The 18,882-nt window shown below is 52.6% G+C and carries 11 protein-coding genes and 1 tRNA gene; 6 read left to right on the top strand and 6 right to left on the bottom strand.

Annotation, left to right across the window (positions count from 1 at the left end):
• Positions 1–72: 72 nt before the first annotated feature.
• From HNQ92_RS00855 to HNQ92_RS00845, 3 genes are all read left to right on the top strand, one after another.
• Positions 73–1,188 (top strand): acyltransferase family protein, encoded by a 1,116-nt coding sequence (locus HNQ92_RS00855; protein ID WP_184169508.1) that lies wholly within the window; start codon positions 73–75, stop codon positions 1,186–1,188.
• Positions 1,185–2,213 (top strand): SGNH/GDSL hydrolase family protein, encoded by a 1,029-nt coding sequence (locus HNQ92_RS00850; RefSeq protein WP_184169506.1) that lies wholly within the window; start codon positions 1,185–1,187, stop codon positions 2,211–2,213. Before HNQ92_RS00855 ends, HNQ92_RS00850 begins: the two co-directional genes overlap by 4 nt.
• Positions 2,214–2,298: 85 nt before the next feature.
• Positions 2,299–2,372 (top strand) — tRNA-Pro (locus HNQ92_RS00845).
• Positions 2,373–2,580: 208 nt separating this feature from the next.
• Here the strand turns inward: HNQ92_RS00845 and HNQ92_RS00840 are convergent.
• Complete coding sequence (locus HNQ92_RS00840) at positions 2,581–3,951, bottom strand: UDP-N-acetylmuramate--L-alanine ligase (RefSeq protein ID WP_184169504.1); 1,371 nt, start codon at positions 3,949–3,951, stop codon at positions 2,581–2,583.
• A gap of 245 nt (positions 3,952–4,196) precedes the next feature.
• Between HNQ92_RS00840 and HNQ92_RS00835 the strand changes: the two genes are divergently transcribed.
• Positions 4,197–6,152, top strand: coding sequence for a sialate O-acetylesterase (locus HNQ92_RS00835; protein ID WP_184169502.1), 1,956 nt, complete (start codon positions 4,197–4,199; stop codon positions 6,150–6,152).
• Between the two features lie 63 nt (positions 6,153–6,215).
• On the opposite strand, the gene HNQ92_RS00830 is transcribed toward HNQ92_RS00835, so the two are convergent.
• Positions 6,216–8,615 (bottom strand): TonB-dependent receptor, encoded by a 2,400-nt coding sequence (locus HNQ92_RS00830; RefSeq protein WP_184169500.1) that lies wholly within the window; start codon positions 8,613–8,615, stop codon positions 6,216–6,218.
• 181 nt (positions 8,616–8,796) lie between these two features.
• On the opposite strand from HNQ92_RS00830, the gene HNQ92_RS00825 reads away from it, so the two are divergent.
• Together HNQ92_RS00825 and HNQ92_RS00820 are read left to right on the top strand one after the other, a co-directional pair.
• On the top strand, positions 8,797–10,062 hold the full coding sequence (locus HNQ92_RS00825) for a DUF4249 domain-containing protein (RefSeq protein ID WP_184169498.1): 1,266 nt from the start codon (positions 8,797–8,799) through the stop codon (positions 10,060–10,062).
• 69 nt (positions 10,063–10,131) lie between these two features.
• Positions 10,132–10,638, top strand: coding sequence for a cupin domain-containing protein (locus tag HNQ92_RS00820; protein ID WP_246439381.1), 507 nt, complete (start codon positions 10,132–10,134; stop codon positions 10,636–10,638).
• A 23-nt stretch (positions 10,639–10,661) separates the two neighbouring features.
• Here HNQ92_RS00820 and HNQ92_RS00815 read toward each other — a convergent pair whose 3' ends face one another.
• From HNQ92_RS00815 to HNQ92_RS00800, 4 genes are all read right to left on the bottom strand, one after another.
• Positions 10,662–12,356: an SMP-30/gluconolactonase/LRE family protein gene (locus HNQ92_RS00815; RefSeq protein ID WP_184169494.1), complete on the bottom strand. Its 1,695-nt coding sequence runs from the start codon at positions 12,354–12,356 to the stop codon at positions 10,662–10,664.
• A 123-nt stretch (positions 12,357–12,479) separates the two neighbouring features.
• A complete protein-coding gene (locus tag HNQ92_RS00810; RefSeq protein WP_184169492.1) occupies positions 12,480–15,692 on the bottom strand; it encodes a S41 family peptidase in 3,213 nt (1,070 codons plus the stop codon).
• Positions 15,693–15,785: 93 nt separating this feature from the next.
• The gene (locus HNQ92_RS00805; RefSeq protein ID WP_184169490.1) at positions 15,786–17,474 is read right to left on the bottom strand and encodes a tetratricopeptide repeat protein; all 1,689 of its coding nucleotides are present in this window, start codon (positions 17,472–17,474) and stop codon (positions 15,786–15,788) included.
• 82 nt (positions 17,475–17,556) lie between these two features.
• Positions 17,557–18,852 carry a hypothetical protein gene (locus HNQ92_RS00800; protein ID WP_184169488.1) on the bottom strand — a complete coding sequence of 432 codons (1,296 nt, stop codon included), beginning with the start codon at positions 18,850–18,852 and terminating at the stop codon, positions 17,557–17,559.
• Between the last annotated feature and the right edge of the window lie 30 nt (positions 18,853–18,882).

Here is an 18,882-nt window from a genome sequence, read left to right as displayed (position 1 = left end):
TTCCTATTTTTACAGGTAAGAAGGATATACTATTCACTCCCTACCGCTTCGGTGCTAACCGACGCAAATACCATGCTAAAACACGCCAGCCCCCTCAAAAAAAATCAGAGGCCGATTACATTTAGCCCTCATTCTTATGCCAATAACTTTGACTTTCTTCGTTTTTTAGGAGCGTCCCTGGTTATCTACGGCCATACTTATCCTTTGTCGGGCAGAGGGAATCTGGACTATCTTCAAGCTCTTTCTCAGGGTTTGTTCCCCACAGCTCATATGGGAGTATGTTTATTTTTTGTGATAAGCGGCTACTTAATTGCGCAGAGCCTAGAAAATAGTCCTTCTATGGCCAATTTTATTTGGAAGAGATCCATCCGAATTTTTCCAGGTTTATTTGTAGCTGTTTTTTTTACTGTATTTCTGCTTGGCCCTCTGGTAACAAACCTTTCATTTTCAGAGTATTTGAGTACCTCTGCTACTTATAAGTACTTCTTAATTTTAAAGCTTTACCCCTACTACCCCGACGGGTTACCAGGTGTTTTTGAGTCTGATGATCCTATGGTAAATGGCTCTCTATGGACACTTGCCTATGAATTTACGTGCTATCTCTCTTTACTAATTGCCTTCAAAGTATTCCGAAGCTACCGCAAAAAAATTGTCTTGTTGCTATTCGTGCTATTCTGGAGTACCTTCTTTTTTTGGTATGAGCCCCTCAGTTCTACAACCGGAAGGCTCCCCCTCCTTAATCTGAGAGTCTTCAACTTAATTGATTTTGGCATGTATTTTGTGGCTGGAGCGGTTGCTTTTTATTTCAAGGATTACATTGCTTACCGAGGTACCCTAGCAGTTAGCATGCTTGGCTTCTGGCTAGGCGCTTACTTTTTGTCACAGCATACCTCATTTTTTCCGCTTTCAGGAATAATCTGGGCTAGATACCTAGCGCTACCCTACCTGGTGCTATATTTTACTTTCCAAGTAAGTCCTCTTAATTTTTTTGGTCGCTTTGGAGACTACTCATATGGTCTGTACATTTACGCTTTTCCTGTGCAGCGGCTTGTCATTTTGTGGCTGGGGGCCACAACGAATGTAAGCCAACTAGTAGTTATGTCATTCGTTTGTACGCTACCCTTAGCATGGTTATCTTGGAATTACATTGAGAAACCTTGCCTAAGGTATAAACATATACTAAAATGAAGGCTTTGTTATGTAAGCTACCCTTAGCAGGTTTATTGGTACTAGTTGGTTGGATGTTCGTGGCTTGCTTTGGTAGTGATAAGTATTTTGAGCCTATTCCCCCAGTAGTGGAAAAACCTCCCTGCGCTGCCCCCCAAGATTCTTTATCCTCTGATACCAGTAATGCTCCGTGCGTAGCTTGCCCTGGGAAGGGGAACTACATTGAAGATAACCTACTCCCTATTCCTTTATTTAGCTCCGAGCAAGAAAAACAAGCCTATGGTACAATCATCCAACTAAAAGCGGATTCACTTCCAACTGATGCCCTATACGAGTATTCATGGGATAGTGGGAAGAGCTGGATCCAGAACGATTCTATCTTTCTCTGTCAATCAGGTAATATACAGGCTCGTATTCGCCGTAATAACACTATTTCAAGGATAGCTTCAATTCACTTTACATTATTTTACCAGCGTGTGCTTATTGTTGGAAATAGCATTATGAGTCATGGGCCCTATCCCCAGATAGGTTGGAAAGGTGATTGGGGTATGGCTGCTTCCAGACCCGACAGTGATTTTGTACATCTGCTAACTCGTAAACTTCAGCAAGCCAATCCGACGATACAGATTAAGCTGTTTAATGGTGTTTCATTTGAGAAGAACTACAAAACATATGATTTTACCCAGGCCGATGAATACGTAGATTTTATGCCTGACCTCATTATTATGAGAATTGCCGAAAATGCCGAAGCAGCTATTGAGTCAGAATTTCAGGAAAAATATAGTGCGCTTATTAAGAGGCTATTATCCAAGAGTAAAGCTACTGTACTGTGCACAACGAGCTTCTGGCCGGGGCGAGATCAAGCAAACCAGGCAATTAAAAATGTAGCTGCTAAAAATAATTATCGTTTGGTCGATATTAGTCAATACTTTGAAGATAAATCATATACTGCCAAGGGTTTATTTGAAGATCAGGGGGTAGCGGCACACCCCGGGGACAAAGGAATGAGGGCTATCTATGAGTCAATCGCAAAGCAAATTCCTTAATGAGCTCGCTTAATAAGTATAAAAAAACCGCTCAACTCATTGCCCTAATACTTTTTTCTATCTACCTTTGCCCTCCCAAATAGTTCGGGATGTAGCGCAGCCCGGTAGCGCACTTGCATGGGGTGCAAGGGGTCGCAGGTTCAAATCCTGTCATCCCGACGAAGCTCGGTCAGAAATGGCCGGGCTTTTTCGGTTTCATAGGGTAGTCTTGTTGGTAAAGTACCTGGCTGAAATAACCTGCCCGTTACGTGTTATAGATGGGCCACAAAAATTTCGGCTACCCTGTGCTTCATAAACAGGGTAGCCGGAATTGTTGCCAAAGAAATATTTTAATAAAGTACCTGTAAGCAGGTAGGGCTCTCAAACCCTAGCGGGTGATTTCGGTAGCCAAGGTGGCCAGATCGAGCTCGCCAAAGGTACCTGAGCTCATCATGAGCAGGTTGGTGTTGTTCCAGGACTGCGCTTTCAGGAAAGCGTGCAGGGCATCTTTATCCGTAAAAATCTGCAAATCGTTTCGCTTAAAGGCCTTCCGAATATCTTCATCGGTGAGGGGTTCCAGGCGTTTGTGCTCGAGCGTTTCGGGATTATAAAATACCACCGCTACGTCGGCCGCTTCAAACTTGTCGCGGTACTGCTTCAGGAAGGTTTTGTTCAGGCTGCTAAACGTATGGAGCTCGGTACAGGCAATGAGCCTGCGCCCCGGAAACTGCGCCTTCACGGCTTTGGTGGTAGCTTCTACCTTGGACGGCGCGTGAGCAAAGTCACGGTACACGTTGGTTTGGGGCGTTTTGGCCAGGAGCTCCAGGCGTTTTGAAGCCCCTTTGAACGTCTGGATAGCGCGGTAGAAATCTTCGTCGGTGATACCCAGCCGCTCGCAGACGGTCCGGGCACCGCTGATATTTTTCATATTATGCTCGCCAAAAATCAGCAAAGGTACCTCGCCATGGGCGCTGGTGAGCAGGATGGTCTGCCCATTCACTACCTTATGCGGATGGGCCTGGTAGGGCAAGCTGGCTATGTCGGCGCGTTCTTTTTTGCCAATTACATCCAGCATGTCATCGGTTTCGTCAAATACAATAACTCCGGCTTTGGGCAACGTATCGGCCAGGAGCTCAAATTGCTTCACGTAGGACTCCCAGGTTGGAAAAACGTTGAAATGGTCCCAGGCGATGCCGCTGATCAGTACCATGTGCGGATGGTAGTGCAAAAACTTCGGGGAGGGATCAATGGGGGAAGTAAGGTACTCGTCGCCCTCAATGACAATAATGGGCGCGTCTTCGTCCAGCCGGACCATGTTGTCGAAGCCTTCTACCTGCGCACCGACCAGGTAGTTGAACGAGCGGTTGTTGTAGCGCAGCACGTGCAGGATCATGGACGTGATGGTCGTTTTGCCGTGGCTTCCGGCTATTACCACCCGCTGCTTTTGGCGGCTTTGCTCAAAAATAAACTCCGGGTAGGAATAAACCGGAACCCCCAGCTCACGGGCTCGTTGCAACTCGGGGTTGTCTTCGCGGGCGTGCATACCGAGCAGTACCGCGTCCAGCTCGGAAGTAATTTTCTCGGGGTACCAGCCGATAGACTCGGGCAGTAAATTGTAGTTGGCGAGCCGGGTGCGGGAAGGCTCGTATATTTCGTCGTCCGAGCCCGTAATAAAGTACCCTTTGCGGTGTAGTTCGATGGCGAGGTTATGCATCACACTCCCGCCAATTGAAATAAAGTGTATTTTGGGTTGATCCATAAGTAGATAAGTAAATTTAAAAAGAGCAGAGCCGCCCCAAAGAGGTTCACCTACTCCACCTTACCTCGCTCCGTTTTTAGTCGGGCTCAGGCATGGGGAGCGAAGTTAGGGAGATTTTTTCAGATGAAGTCCACTCTTTTCCTGGGCAGAGAGGGAAGTACTTGTAAAATACGTCATCCATCCCATTATTTTAGATCCCTAAATTGCTTTATAACCCAAGTACCTACGTACATGCTGTTTTCCCCATGAAAAAACTCACCCTCTTTTTTACCCTACTCTTCCTGGCCTCTTCGGCCTTTGCCCAGTTAAAAGTAGCTCGTCTCTTTGGCGACCACATGGTACTCCAGCGCGACCGACCCGTAAAGGTTTGGGGCTGGGCTTCGAAAGGTGATAAAGTAGAGATTAGTTTTAATAATCAAAAAATTACTACCAAAGCCGACGCCAACGGCAAATGGCTGGCCGAACTACCCGCTACGCCCGCCGGTGGGCCCTACCAGATGAGCATCCGTGCCCGGAAAGAGCAGATCAACCTCCAGGACATTCTGGTGGGAGAAGTGTGGCTGCTCTCGGGGCAGTCGAACATGGAGTGGCGCGTGAAGCAAGCCGACCGCGCCGCTACCGAAATAGCCGCCGCCCACTACCCGAGCATCCGGCATTTTGAAGTAGCGCACGAGCTGGCCTTTGAGCCGCAGGCCGACCTTCCTTCGGGCAATTGGAAGGTCTGCGCGCCGGGTACGGTAGGCGACTTTTCGGCGGTGGGGTACTTTTTTGCCCGCGAGCTGTCCCAAAAACTAGGGGTACCTGTGGGCTTAGTGCACTCCTCCTGGGGCGGCTCGCAGATCGAGGGCTGGATCAGCGAAAAGGCCATGCAGGCCTCGGAGGTACTTGGCTACTACCCCGCTACCATGGCCCGCAACTGGGACGAAGACGCGCAACGGCAGGAAAAGAAGCTGATCAAGCAGGCTTACGGCTCGGCGGACTTTGCCATTGAATCCGTGGATGAAAGCAAGTACCTAACGCCGGGTTATGATTATACAAAATGGCTGAAGGTGAATCCACGCGGCCAGTGGGACTGGCAGGGAATAGGGGGCTTTCGGGGGCAGGCTTTTCTGCAACGTACCGTGGACGTGCCGGCCGAAATGACCCGTACCGAAACGACCCTCCACTTTGGCCGCAACAACAGCAACCTGACCTTTTATATTAACGGCAAAAAGGTACTTGATGGCACGACCAACGACCCCATCGCCCTGAAACTACCCGCCGGTACCTGGCAGGAAGGGCCCAACTCCATCCTTATCAAGCTGGGCCAGATGCGCGACCCTCAGTGGTTTGGAATGGGCTTTTTGGGCACTCCGGCCGATTTCGCGCTAAGTACCTCCACCGCCAAAGTACCCCTCACCAACGAGCGCTGGAACATGATTCCCTCCTGGAAGTACCCCCGCACCTACGCCCACTTCATGAACAACGTAGGTACCACGCTCTACAACGCCATGATCGCGCCGCTAATCCCGTATACGATCCAGGGCGCGCTCTGGTACCAGGGCGAATCCAACGCCGGGCGCGCCTACCAGTACCGGCAGGCGTTCCCGCTGATGATCAACAGCTGGCGGCAAAACTGGGGCTACAATTTCCCGTTTCTGTTTGTGCAATTGGCTACTTTTGGTCCCTTCCAAAACAGCAACCAGGGCAGCGACTGGGCCGAGCTCCGCGAAGCCCAAACCCTGACCCTAGGCCTCCCCAAAACCGGCATGGCCGTAACGACCGACATTGGCAACCCCGACGACATCCACCCTACCAACAAGCAGGATGTAGGGCATCGGCTGGCACTTTCGGCCCTCAAGGTTGCCTACGGCCAAGAGGTAGTTCATAGCGGACCTACTTTTAAAGAAGTCCTTTTTACGGAAAGGAAGGCTACGCTTAACTTCGATAATGCGGGCAGCGGCCTGGTAGTAAAGGATAAGTACGGGTACCTGAAAGGATTCGAGATTGCGGGTGAGGACCGGACGTTTTACTACGCCCAGGCTCGCCTGGAAGGCGGCAAGGTAGTGGTGTCGCATCCCGAAGTACCTCACCCGGCCGCCGTCCGCTACGGCTGGGCCAACTCCCCCCTGGACAACAACCTCTTCAACGCCGAAGGGCTTCCGGCCGTCCCTTTTCGTACCGATAGTTGGAAAGGACTCACGGAGCAGGCGAAGTTTTAGAATGGGGTAAGGTACTTAAAAACAACTAACTACCCTTGGCTTGTCAATGGCCCGTCGTAGGCCTCATTTAAATTCAAAATTATACGTCAAGCTCGGAATGGGGGCGGCAAAAATGGCCAGACGGTAGGGATTGGTAGCCTGGCCTTCGGTGCGGTAGTAGATGGAGTACGCATTTTTGCGGCCGTACAAGTTATATACCGTAAAAGCCCAATGGCTCTGCCAGCGCCGGTCTTTTTGGCTGGGATTGTAGATATTCCAGGAGAAATCGAGCCGGTGGTAGTCGGGCAGGCGGTACTGGTTTCGGGCGTTGTAGAAGGGGTAGGTACGATCCTGGTAGCGGATAAAACCCTCCGGGGCCGTGTAGGGCCGCCCCGTGCTGTATACGATGTTGAACGAAAAGCTGTGGTGTTTCCCCTGCTGAATGGTCAGGCTGGCGTTGAGACTGTGCGGCCGGTCGTAGTTGGCACGGTACCAGTCGCCGCCGTTGATCTGTTGAAAAAAATCGGCCCCGGTCATGACCTGATTAAACGTTCGGGAGTAGGTATAGTTCACCCAGCCCGTGAGCTCGCCTTTCTTTTTGGTGAGCATCGTTTCAAGTCCGTAAGCGCGGCTGCGGCCTGCCAGCAACTTCGTTTCGGGGTAGGGTTCCAGCAAAAAGTTGGCTCCGGGCTTATAATCCAGGATGTGGGCCGTCTGTCGGTAGTACAGTTCGGTCGATATTTCGAAAATATTTTCTTTAAAATTCTGGTAGTACCCAACCGACCACAGCTGGCTTACCTGTGGCTGAATGTGCGCATCGGCGGTTTTCCAGCGAGATGTGGGTAGGGGGGTAGTGGTATTGGAAACGACCTGTAGATACTGCCGCATCAGGTTGTAGCCTACCTTCAGCGACGCCCCCGAGTTCAACAAATAGCGCATACCCAGCCGGGGCTCTAGCCCCCCGTACTGGGCCGTAACCTGCCCGGCCGTGTACTGTATGGAGTCCAGGGCGGTAGTTACATCCACTACTTCGCCGCTGGCGTAGCGGCGAACAACCGACGGCCCCAGGTTGAGAAAGTGCGAGTAGCGTAGTCCCGCCGATACTGTCAGGCGCTCCGACATGCTGATTTCATCTTCGATGAAGATGGCCAACTCAAGGGCTTTCTCCCGCGGCGTGGTAAGGTACCTTACCGCCTGGCTACGGCCGGGGAGTAGTTCGCCCGGATGGAGCTCATACTGCGTACCGCTGATACCCAGCTCAAATTTCTGGTTTTCGAGTTGGTAGTTAAGATTAGCCTTCACCTGCTGCTGCTGCAGGGATTGCCTCAGGGCTACTTTGTTATTGGTACTATCTTCAATGGAAAGGATTTTCGGTACATAGCGCGCTACCATGGCCGTGGTCTGTAGGTTGAGCCGGGGCGTAAAGGCATGAAACCACCGCACCATGCCGTTGGCCGTTTGATGCTCGTACTGCGTGGCCAGCGCGTTGATATTCGATAGGCTACCCAGCAGGTTGGTCTGGAAGAGATCATAGCTAAAGTACCCCATGGCGGTTACGGTGTTGCGGTCGTTGGCCCGCCAGAAAAGTTTAGCGGCACCGTCCCCAAACTTGGCCTTGATGCTATTGAGCCGGTCGGAAGCCAGGCCCAACAGAAAATCATTGAAGGCCCCCCTCCCCGAAACCAGCACCCCCAGTTTTCCTTTCACTAGGGGCGTTTCGAGCGTAAGCCGGTTAGCCACCAGGCTTATTCCTCCGCTCAGGCGGGCTTTTTCCAGGTCCGGATTTCGTAAGCTTATGTCAAGTACCGAAGCAGCCCGCCCCCCGTACCGGGCGGGTACATTGCCCTTGTAAAGATCCAGCCCACTCACGGCGTCGGCCGGAAACACCGAGAACAACCCGAACATGTGGGTAGGGTTAAAGATGGGGGTATCGTCCAGCAGGATCAGATTTTGGTCGGTGGTTCCCCCCCTAATATTGACTCCGTTGGCGGCTTCGCCCACGCTCGTCACGCCGGGCAGCATCTGTAGGCTCCGCAGAATGTCTACTTCCCCCAAGGCAGCGGGCATTCGTTTGATGGCGTCAATATTAATTTGACTCACGCCCAGCAGCGGCCTCCGGACGTTGGGATCGTAGCCTTTGGAAGTAACCACTACCTCCTCGAGCTGGCTGGCCACACTGGCCAAGCTGACGTCAAACTGCGTATCGTTCCTGACGGCCAGCGTAGTTCGGAAAGGTACATAACCCACGTACCGCACCACCAGCACGTGCTGGCCCGAGGGTACCTCCAGGCTGTACTGGCCGTCGGCTTGGGTGTAGGTACTTGTGGCCGTTTTGTCGTAATCAATCAATACTGTGGCTCGTACCAGGGGTTTTCCGGTAGCTGAATCGCGAACCATCCCGGAAAGGATATGGGTCGTTTGCGCATAACTCCGGGGATTCAGCCCCAGGATTAGCGTACCAATGAGCAAGATAAGTCGTATCATCAAACGCTGTGCAGGTATCGCTGTTGTATCTGGTACATGGTGAAGCAACTAGGGGGTTAAAAATCAAATCTTTACCTAAATATCGCACCATTTTTAGGTAAAAAAATAATGTTTTATCTTTAAATGCTAATGTACTCGTTCTTTTTAACCACTTCCCTGTACCTCATTGGCTTTTCCCGTTATGCGCTCTTTGGTACTTTCTATTTACCGAATTCGTTCCCTGCTCTCCATCCTGGTACTTACGGGCTGTGTGGACCAGATTCCGTATAATCTCACCGGCTCGATTGACCTGGTGATTGTAGACGGGCTCATCAACAACCTACCCGAAGCGCAGATCATCAGCCTTAGCCGGTCCAAGAGTGATCCGTTGACGGGAAGGCCCGGTTTCTTGCCCATCACGGGGGCTTCCGTGCAAGTGATCGTGGATTCGAGCCAGGTAGTGGAGGCCCAGGAGATCAAGGCAGGTACCTACCGGCTGCCGTCGGATTTCCGGGGGCAGGTCGGGCATGCCTACCAGTTGCGATTTACCCTCCAGGACGGAACCAAGTACCTTTCTTCGCAGCAAATCATGCCCTCGGTGCCACCCATAAAAGCCGTATCGGGTCGTTTTAATCCAGCCAGCCTCCCGGCCAGTATGTTTGGCGGCTTCACCGCCGGCCACGACCTGTACCTGGATACGCAAGATCCGGCCGGCGAGGTGAACTACTACCGGTGGGACTGGCGGCTTTGGGAAAAACAGGACTGGTGCCGCTCCTGCGTCCAGGGTGCTTACTCCATTCATAAGGTAGCTGCCCGCTACAATGAGTTCGGAAATGTCTATTTTGAAACCTTGGATGCCTTGTTAGAGGATTGCTTTCCCGCCCCTCCACCCCGCAACGGGGTTCCGCTTAACTACTGGGTGTACGACTACGAATGCCGGACTCCCTGCTGGGCCATCTTAGCAGGTACCAGCCTAAACCTCTTTGCCGACAGCTATACCGACGGCGGATTGATCGCCAACCGGAAAGTGGCCGAGGTCCCTTTCTACCAGCACGGCCCCTGCCTGGTGGAAATCCGGCAGGCTGGGCTTACGGCCTCGGCCTATCGGTTTTACAAAGACCTTCAGGATCAAACCCAGAATAACGGCGGAGTAGCCGACCCACCGCCGACGGCTTCGGTAGGAAACGTACAAAATACGGCCGATCGCCGCGAAATTGTAGTGGGCTTTTTTTCGGCCTCGGCCGTTGCTACCATGCGGCACTGGCTCGACCGCAAGGATGCCCGAGGCGTACCACCAGGATTATTTATGGCCCTCAATGGCCGTGAACCCGAGCCTGAGCCCGCTTTTCCCAACATTCCTTTTTTGCAGATCCTAGACAAGCACACTAATTCGTCACGCCCTTACAAGGCTGTTTGTGCCGAAAATGAGCAGCAAACGGCGCTCAAGCCCGCCGGATGGCTGGACTGAGTGCCGCGGGGGTACTTGCTCCCTCGAAAGGTATTTTCGGGTAGCGTATTTCATTTAATAAGTACCTGAATGACGCTCGTAACGCACATGAAATTTTTTTCCAGCTTTAATCCTAACCTAAACTACCTGGCTATGATCACGAAAAGAGACCTTGCCGTAGCGGCCCTCACGCTGGGGATAGCCAGTACGGCCATGATCGCACATTCAAAAAAAGACGTGATGAGCTCGACTATTTTTGAGTGGAACGACGTGGAAGCCAAGCCCAACCAAGTAGGAGCCGTACGTACTTTCTTTCGCTCCCCCACGGCTACCCTCGATGAGCTGGAGTGCCACGTCACCACGCTTAATCCCGGTGAGACGTCGCATCCGCCCCACCAGCACTCAGAAGAAGAGGTACTTATCATCAAGGAAGGCACGGTGGAAGCGCTGGTTAACGGTCAGATGAAGCGCGTTGGGCCGGGCTCGGTTATTTTTCAGGCTTCCAACCAGCTGCACTCCATCCGAAATGTAGGCGAAGTACCCGCCACCTACCACGTGTTTAGCTGGCACTCGCCGGGTATGAAGATCAAAAAGTAGGTACCTTAAGTAGGTACTTTGTCTTAAAGCTTGGGAGCCGCGGGCTTGTGGGGAGGCTCAAAGGCCTGAGCACCGCGTACTTTGAGCGGGCGGCGGTATACCTTGTCGGCGCAGATGATATACAGGGTATCGAAAGCAGGGCCACCAAAACATACCTCAGAAACGGAGCCCTTAGGTACCGGCAGCAGGGCATTGACCCGCCCCAGCTGGTCTAGTACCTGAATGCCCGCCAGGGTACTTACATACATCCGCCCGTCCCGGTCGCATTGCAGTCCGGCGGCTCCGGCGTTTTCGTGGGTATCTGGTACGTGAAGCCAGCCGTAGCGCTGCTTGTGGGCCAAGGTACCATCCGCCTGTACCTGAAACACCCACACCCAATGCGATGCCGACTCAGTGACGTACAGTTGCGTTTGATCCGGAGAAAGCGCAAGTCCGTGGGCTTGCGCTAGGCCTTCGTCTACCACTACCTTTGATCCATTCGGGCGCACGAGGTAGAGCTTTCCGGCTGGCACCTGGCCTTCACGAGCCAGGACGTAGCTATTTCCGTTGTGCGCCACCACCAGGTCATTGGCCGCTAGCTTTGTGTCCAGTACTTTGGCTTTTCCGTCAGCGCCAAAGGCCGTTGCCGTTGTTTTTTTAGGCTTTTGGGGAAATTTCGTCAGCTTGCCATCTGGCCTAACTACATAAAGGCTGCCTTGGGATATATCCCGAAAAAACACTGCTCCGTCCGCGTTGACCGCCAGATCGTCGGCCTGCGTGTACCCTTCTCCCACCAGTTCCCAGCCGCTGTTTTCTATCAAAATATCCATCAAAAACTGATTGCCGGAGCGTCCGGCCGTAATGGGGCGGGGATAATCCCGCCAGAGCCAGCGCATGGCCTCGGGAAAAACCGCCGCGCCGTGCCGGTTGTTGTGCCCACCTTCGCCCCAGATGTGCTTTACATCGTACCCGGCAAATACCAGCGAGCGCTCCATGCTTTCGTTGGCTTTCCACCAGTCACCCGCGTATATATTGAGGTCTTGGGTGCCATCCTGCAAAAAAATCCGGATGGGCTTGGGTTCGTACTTCCGCACCAGGGTAGTGTAGCGGTCGGCACCGCGCAAGCCCACGTAGGTACCTATGGCGCTAAACACCCGCGAAAACGCGTCGGGACGCTCCCAAGCCGCCGTAAAGGCACAAACCGCTCCGCTGCTGGACCCACCGATGGCCCGGTCGTTGCCATTTTTAGAAAGCCGGAGCGGACGCCCGTCGCTGGTTTTTTGTTTTTCTACTTCGGGTAAAATTTCTTCCAGAATAAACCGCGCGTAGGCATCGCCCAGGCCGTCGTACTCGAAGCTACGGTTGAAGCGGTCGAGGGCCGCATCGCCTTGGGTACTTCGTACGCGCCCGGGCATCACAAACACACCGATGGTAATGGGCATTTCGCGCCGATGAATGAGGTTGTCAAATACCGTAGGGGCTTTCCACTGAATGCCGTCCTGGTTCACGTACACGCAGGCGGGCTGGTCGGGGCGGTACTGAGCGGGCACGTAGACCCAGTACTCCCGCCAGGTACCGGGAAAGATACGGGAGTTTTCAAACGTGAATTTTAGTACTTCGCCCCTGGGTACCCCCGCCTGCTCCACCGAAGCAGAATCTTCGGCGTAGCTTTCGGTGGGAGCCTGGGCGTAGAGATTGAAGGAGCACAGAATGAATCCGAGGGCCAGTAGTGGTTTCATGAGGAACAGCGTTTAGGAGCGCGGAAGCCGGAGCAAAAAGTCAGCGTCCACCCCTAGCTAAAGGGTACTTGCCCAAATCCTTACTATCCAAGCCCCAAACGTTTTCTGTTTCGGATAAAGTACCTACTTCAGTTCGCCCAAAAGTACCTCCACGGCTTTTTCCAGCTGCGCGTCTTTGCCCTGCACCACGGCATCGTAGTCGTTCCAGACGGCGTAGTCGGGCTCGGTTTGGGCGTTTTCGAGGTACTGGCCGGTCATGGCTTTTACGCCCAGCGGCGGCACGCCCCAGCGCACGGAGTTATCCTGCAAAACCTCCCAACCCGCAAACGTACAGGTACCCGGTACGGGCTGGCCCACGAGCTTATTGACCTGCTGGTCCTGCACCATGAAGGCGTAGCAGTGGCCGTCGGAGTAGTTGGCTTCGTTGGCCAGCGAAACGCTCGGCTTGGTCCAGCGGAAGTTGGGCTCGTAGCCGCTGCTGCGGGTGTCGGTGGTGTAATCCATAAACTGCTTCCCGCTCAGGAACATGGCCAGGTCGGCCACCAGGTCGCCGCCACCGTTGAAGCGCGTATCGACCACGATGCCTTTCTTGCCCGCGTACTTACCCATGATTTCCTCGTAGGTAGTGCGGTAGGCGCCGTCGTTCATGCCCGGAATGTGTACGTAGCCCAAAGTACCCTGGCTGAGCTTCTCGACTTCGTCCTGGTTGCGCTTTACCCAGCGCTTGTAAAGCAGGCGACTTTCTTCGCTGAGCGAAACGGGCTTCACCACCACCGCCCGCCGAGTAGTACCGTCCAGGATGCTGAGCAGGGTATTTTGGTCGGCCTTGCGGTTGAGGTACTGCGCCAGGTCGCGCTCGGGCGTGATGGGCTCGCCGTCGATGGCTTCGATGATCATGCCCGGCCTAATGCTCAGCTTGGCTTTATCCAAGGGACCACCTTTAAGTACCTCCTCGATTCGGACGCCGTTGCCCTGGTGGGTGTAGTCATAAAAAGCGCCCAAAGAGGCCGTGGCGTCGTCAGTAGGGGCCGACGTGACGTAGCGCGCCCCGCTGTGCGACACGTTGAGCTCGCCCAGCAGCTCGCTGAGCAGCTCGGCAAACTCGTGGTTGGTACCTACGTGCGGCAGGTACCTGGCGTAGTCGGGCTTGTAGCTGTCCCAGTCGACGCCGTGCATGCTGGCCGTGTAGAAGGTTTCCTTCGTGCGCCGCCACACGTGCTCAAACATAAACTGCCGCTCGGCGGCTACGTCCAAAAGTACCTCGCCTTTGATCGAGACAGTTTCCTGCTTGCTTTTTTCGGGGTCAATTTTCAGGATTTTCCCGTCAGCATTCAGGAAAATGTTCTTCTGGTCTTTGTCCCACTCCAGCGAGCCACCGCCGGCATTAAGGGCAAGTACCTGCTTGGTTTCCTTGGTGCGCAGGTTGGTACTCCATAGGTTATGACCTTTCTCAAACCGGGCCAGGTAGTAGAGCGTTTCGCCGTCTTTGCTCAGCAGGGCGTCCGCCAGGCTCGACGAATGGATGGTCAACTTGGCCTTGCGGTCGGTCAGGCCGTCCCAGTCGATCACGATCGTAGTATCTTTTTTGGCCTCTTTCTTTTTGGTACTGTCGGCTTTGGTAGCTTTTTCCTGCTGCTCTTTCAGCAGGGCCGCGTCTTCTTTGTTGAGATTAAATTGGTCAAACGCTTCCTGCGTGAAAAAGAGCGCGTACACATCGGCCTGCGAATTACCGCTTTGGGCCTGGCTGCGGAGGCCGTCTCGGTTGCTGAACCACAGCATCATCTTGCCGCCGGGTACCCACTTGGCGCGGTAATCCTGAAAACCGTTTTGCGTCAGGTTAAGTACCTTGCCCTTGCCGTCGGCCGCGATAAGACCTACCTCGCCACTCGCCAGGCCCGGCACGCTGTAGTCAAAAAGCAGCCACTTGCCGTCGGGGCTCCACTGAAAGTACTGGTCGTTGTCACGCATCGAGAAAAGCTCGCGGTCGGTAAGCAACGTGCGCGACTTCTTGCTGGCGATGTTGAACACCTTCAGCGTCATGCGGTCTTCGATGTAGGCTATTTCCTTGCCGTCGGGCGAGTACTCGGGCTGGTAGTTTTCTTTGGTATTGTCAATGAGCGCCGTTTCTTTCAGTACCGTAGAGGCATAAAAGTACGGCTCTTCGTCGCGGGTTTTGCGGGTTTCGTAGATCTTCCAGCTGTTGCCCCGCTCCGAAGCGTAAAGCAGCGCCTTGCCGTCGGGCGAGAAGCGCACGCCGCGCTCCTGCTCGGGCGTGTTGGTGATGCGCTTGGTCACGCCGCCCTCCACGGCACTCACAAATACCTCACCCCGGAAAATAAAGGCCACCTCCTTGCCATTGGGCGACACGGCCATATCGCGCGCACCGCCGCTCACCGAAAGTACCTTCTCGTTGTTGCTCCGAACATCCGTGGCGATCTGCACGGGTACTTTCTGCGGCGTGCCGTTGGGTTTCAAGGTATACAACTCGCCGTCGTAGCTGAAGCACAAAGTACCCTCGCCCGACCGGCTCAGGAAGCGCACCGGGTGTTTTTTGAAGGTGGTTAATGGCTGCGAACTCGCCGAATTGCTCAGCGTCATTTGATGTACGTTGAACGAGCCACTGCTTTCGCTCAGGTAGTAGACCGTTTGGCCGGCCAGGATCGGGTTGCGGTCTTCGCCGTTGAAGGTCGTGAGCTTGGTGTGCTTTTTCGTTTTGCTATCATAAAGCCAGAGGTCGCGGGCAATGGACGAAGTCTGGTGCTTGCGCCAGGCGTTTTCGCCACCTTTCTTGTCGTGGTAGATGATCTGGCTGCCGTCCTGGCTGTACCGGGCGTCCTCGGCGGGGGTACTTAGTACCTGCGCCACGCGCCCGCTCGTGATGGGTACCTGGTAGAGCTCCGGCTGCGAGCTCGTCGGGAACTGCCGGTTAGCGGCTACGTCCTGCCTTACAGAGCCGAAAAGTACCTTCTGGCCGTCGGGCGTGAAGTCGTAGGGTAGTTCGTCGGCCGAGTGGTAGGTAAGGCGCTTGGGCTGCCCGCCCGTGGCCGGGATCAGGAATACGTCAAAATTCCCGTAGCGATCCGACGCAAAGGCGATGGACTTGCCATCCGGCGACCACACCGGCATGAAGTCGTGGGCCTCGTGCAGCGTCAGGGGCGTGGCCGTGCCGCCCGCCGCCGGTACCTTCCAGAGGTCGCCTTTGTACGTAAAAACGATCGTCTGCCCGTCGGGCGAAATACTAGGGTACCTTAGCCAGGAAGGGGTACTTTGGGCCGCAGCCTGTAGCGCCACGCTCAGGATCGTGAGGAGAAGAACAAAAGACTTTGCTGGGTACATACCGATAAGGGGAGGGGGAAAGTTGCCTTACCAACAAATGTACACGCCGACGGTGCGTTTTGCAAGTAGGGTACTTTAAAAAAGGTACCTGGCTTAGCCTTCGGCTCCCGCTCTCTCCCGCAGCCGCGCCAGCGACTCAGCTACGATGGCGCGTTCATCTTCAAAGTAAGGTGGAAGTGCCTCGGCGGCTTTTTGGTAGTATTCTTCGGCTTTTACAAGGTTATGTTGCTTTTCGTACACCATTCCAATTTGATGGTAGGTGCCTACTATTTGATGCTCTTGTCCTGTTTGTCTGTTCCACTCCAAGGCCTTAGAGTAGCTTTCCAACGCTTTTTCCCATTGTTGTTGCGTCTCATATAATATCCCAATCTGATGATAGGTACTTCCTAATTCGTGCTCCTGGGCCGTCTTCCTATACCATCCTAAAGCCAATTGGTAACTTTCAAAAGCTTGATTCCATTTTTGTTGGCTACTATAAACCATTCCTACACCATGATAGGTACTCCCTAACTTCCACTCCTGTCCTGTTTGCTGATTCAATTTTAGCGCTTGTCTATAATTTTCCAACGCTTTTTCCCATTGTTGCTGCTTCTCATATAACATTCCAATCTGATGATAAGTACCTCCTAATAAATGTTCCTGTTTTGTCTTCTGATTCCACTTCAACGCCTGCTGGTAATTATCCAAAGCCTGATCCCATTGCCCTTGCTTCTCGTATAGTATTCCAATCTGATGATAAGTACCTCCTATGCGATGCTCTTGCTTTATACGCCAATTCCATTCTAGAGCTTTTTGATAGTTTTCTAAAGCTTGATTCCAATCTCTTAAGTCTTCATAAATTATACCAATCTCATGATAAATACTCCCTAACCATTCGTATTGTCTTAGCTTTTGATACCACTCCAAAGCCTTTTGATAGCTTTTTATAGCCGTATCCCATACTTGCTGTTCCTGATATACTCTCCCAATTTGATAATAAGCTCCTCCAATATTATATAAATCTTTTTGAGCAATCATATTGCTTAGTACACTTTGGTAAATACCTAAAGCATTAGTATAGGATCTAAATTTTAAATTCAGACTAGCATAGTCAAATAGCAGCTTATTAAGCTTTGTACCCGTTTCCCCCAACTGCTCGTACAAGTTAATAGCGTACTCATAGTACTTTTGAGCCTTTTCGTAATCGAAGTACTTTGCGTATTCATCGGCCAGCAGGGAGTACAGGTTGAGGCGTTCGCGGGTCGTGCGGGATTTGTCGGGGGCATTGAGTGGTAGCTGCTGGAGCTTTGCTTCCAGGTGCTGGATGTACTCTTCGCGTGCAGGGAGCCGGGCGGGAACATCCGGTGCAGGTACCTCCGGAAGGGGTACTTCGGTGTAGGCTTCTTCCTGCTTAAATTCAAAAAAGTAGGTCACCCAGCTCCAGAAGTCGGGCGCTTGCCGCTGTAGCTGCACAAAAAAATCATGATCACCCCAGAGCAGGGTAAGGTAGTTGGGCTTTCGGAAAACAATCTCCCGCTCAAAGTTGAGCTGGGCAATTAGCCCGGAATCCACAATTTGGCCGTCTTCGGAAGCCAGGCGGCTATTTTCCAGCCCCAGCACGTGCACGCAATAGGTGATTGCTGGTGACTCAAGTACCTCGGGCGGAAGTAGCTGTTGGAGCGTTTGGTGCAGCGAAACTACCTTATGCGGAGTGAGGTCCAGCTCGTAGAAACGGTAGCCGGGTAGTTTGGCTTCGAGCCGCCGCATTAGCTGCCGCTCCAGGCCATAGTCGCTCACGCTCATGAGCACAAGGGTAGGCTCGGTGCGGTTTTGAAGGGCAAACTGCGCCTCTTCCAGCAGCTCGGCGTTGCGGAGCTTATTTTGCTCAAAGTTCTCCGGCATTTTTCATAAAACGCGCTAAAATAGGGTTGAGTCCAATGGATTTTATGCCGTTGTATTTCAGAAGCAGTAAGCCATAGAGCATTGCTTTCACCTTGGGGTCGGCGGGTTCGAAGTCTCCGCTTTTCAGTACCTCGACGTACGTTTTGTCGATGCTTTCACGCATGGTATTACCAATTTCATCCACTACTTGCTCCACTACGTCCCGCGTGATTTTGCGAGTACCCCGGGTTTTGCGAATGGTTGCATTCACAATTCGGAACAGCTGACGAATACACCCTCCCGAAAAATCAATGCAGGCATTGAGACTGTCGCGATCAGCGAAGAAAGTATTGAAATCAATTCGCTTCGTGATAATATCGCACAGCGCTGCACGGGCGGCAGGCGTTTCGGTCCGAATCATAGGCACGATGTACTGGCTCGTGAACTTGATGGGCGACTTCTCAATCTGATAAAAGGCATCGATCCGTACACTCATGATCATGTTGACGTTCAGGCCCAGCAAAACGTTGGCGTCTTTTACGAATAAAGTTTCGTACTTGTCAAACGTGATTTTCTCGGAGCCGTCTACTACAAACAAAATATCGTTCCCTAACTTCTTTTCGATCACTTCTTGTCTAATATCGGATAGGTAATCATTGAAGAGTTGGATCAAACGAAGTAGGTTTTTGCGGGTAACTTCCCGAATCAACGTAGCGGTTTTGGTCTCACCCGCCAGGATATTTTTGAGCCCGCCTCCAAGCCTGAAAAAATTCATAAATCCCAGCTCTCCGCTAATCTTTGCCTCCAGCTCTTCTTTATTGGCTTCGCTGATCTCCTTTTTTACTTCCTTGTCACTAAAAAATAGCGCGGCCAGCTCGTTTAGCGACTGTGTATTTTCATGAATTCCTTTTCCCTCTAGCTCTTGTACCAGCTTCGTGATCAGCAGCACAAAAAAATCTTCTGGCTCGAAGCGCGAGATTTCTAGTTCTTCTTCAATGCTGATAAAGATGGAGAGGTAGTTTTCGGGCTTGTTGAGCTCCTCGTGCAGCCGCGTCAGCTCAACTGTCTTGCCCGAACCGATGTGCCCTGAGAAAATCAACTTTACGTACTCCTCCGTTACGTTTAGCTGTCCCTGGTCATCAATACCCAGGTCAAACTTAATATTGGCCAGGTATTCTTTCCCCCGTACATCATCAAGATTGACGTACAGCCCACTCTCAAAGATGTTCTCTTCAAAAGTGGGCTCGGTTACGGCTCGGGCTTCAAAAGGACTGCTAACCGGGTACTTAAACTTGGCCATTAGCGGTAGGTACTTTTGTATAGAAATGAC

Origin of the sequence: Rhabdobacter roseus (genome assembly GCF_014202275.1) — a bacterium.
In the GTDB taxonomy this organism is placed as follows: Bacteria; Bacteroidota; Bacteroidia; order Cytophagales; family Spirosomataceae; genus Rhabdobacter; species Rhabdobacter roseus.
This window is presented reverse-complemented; position numbering and strand designations above follow the sequence as displayed.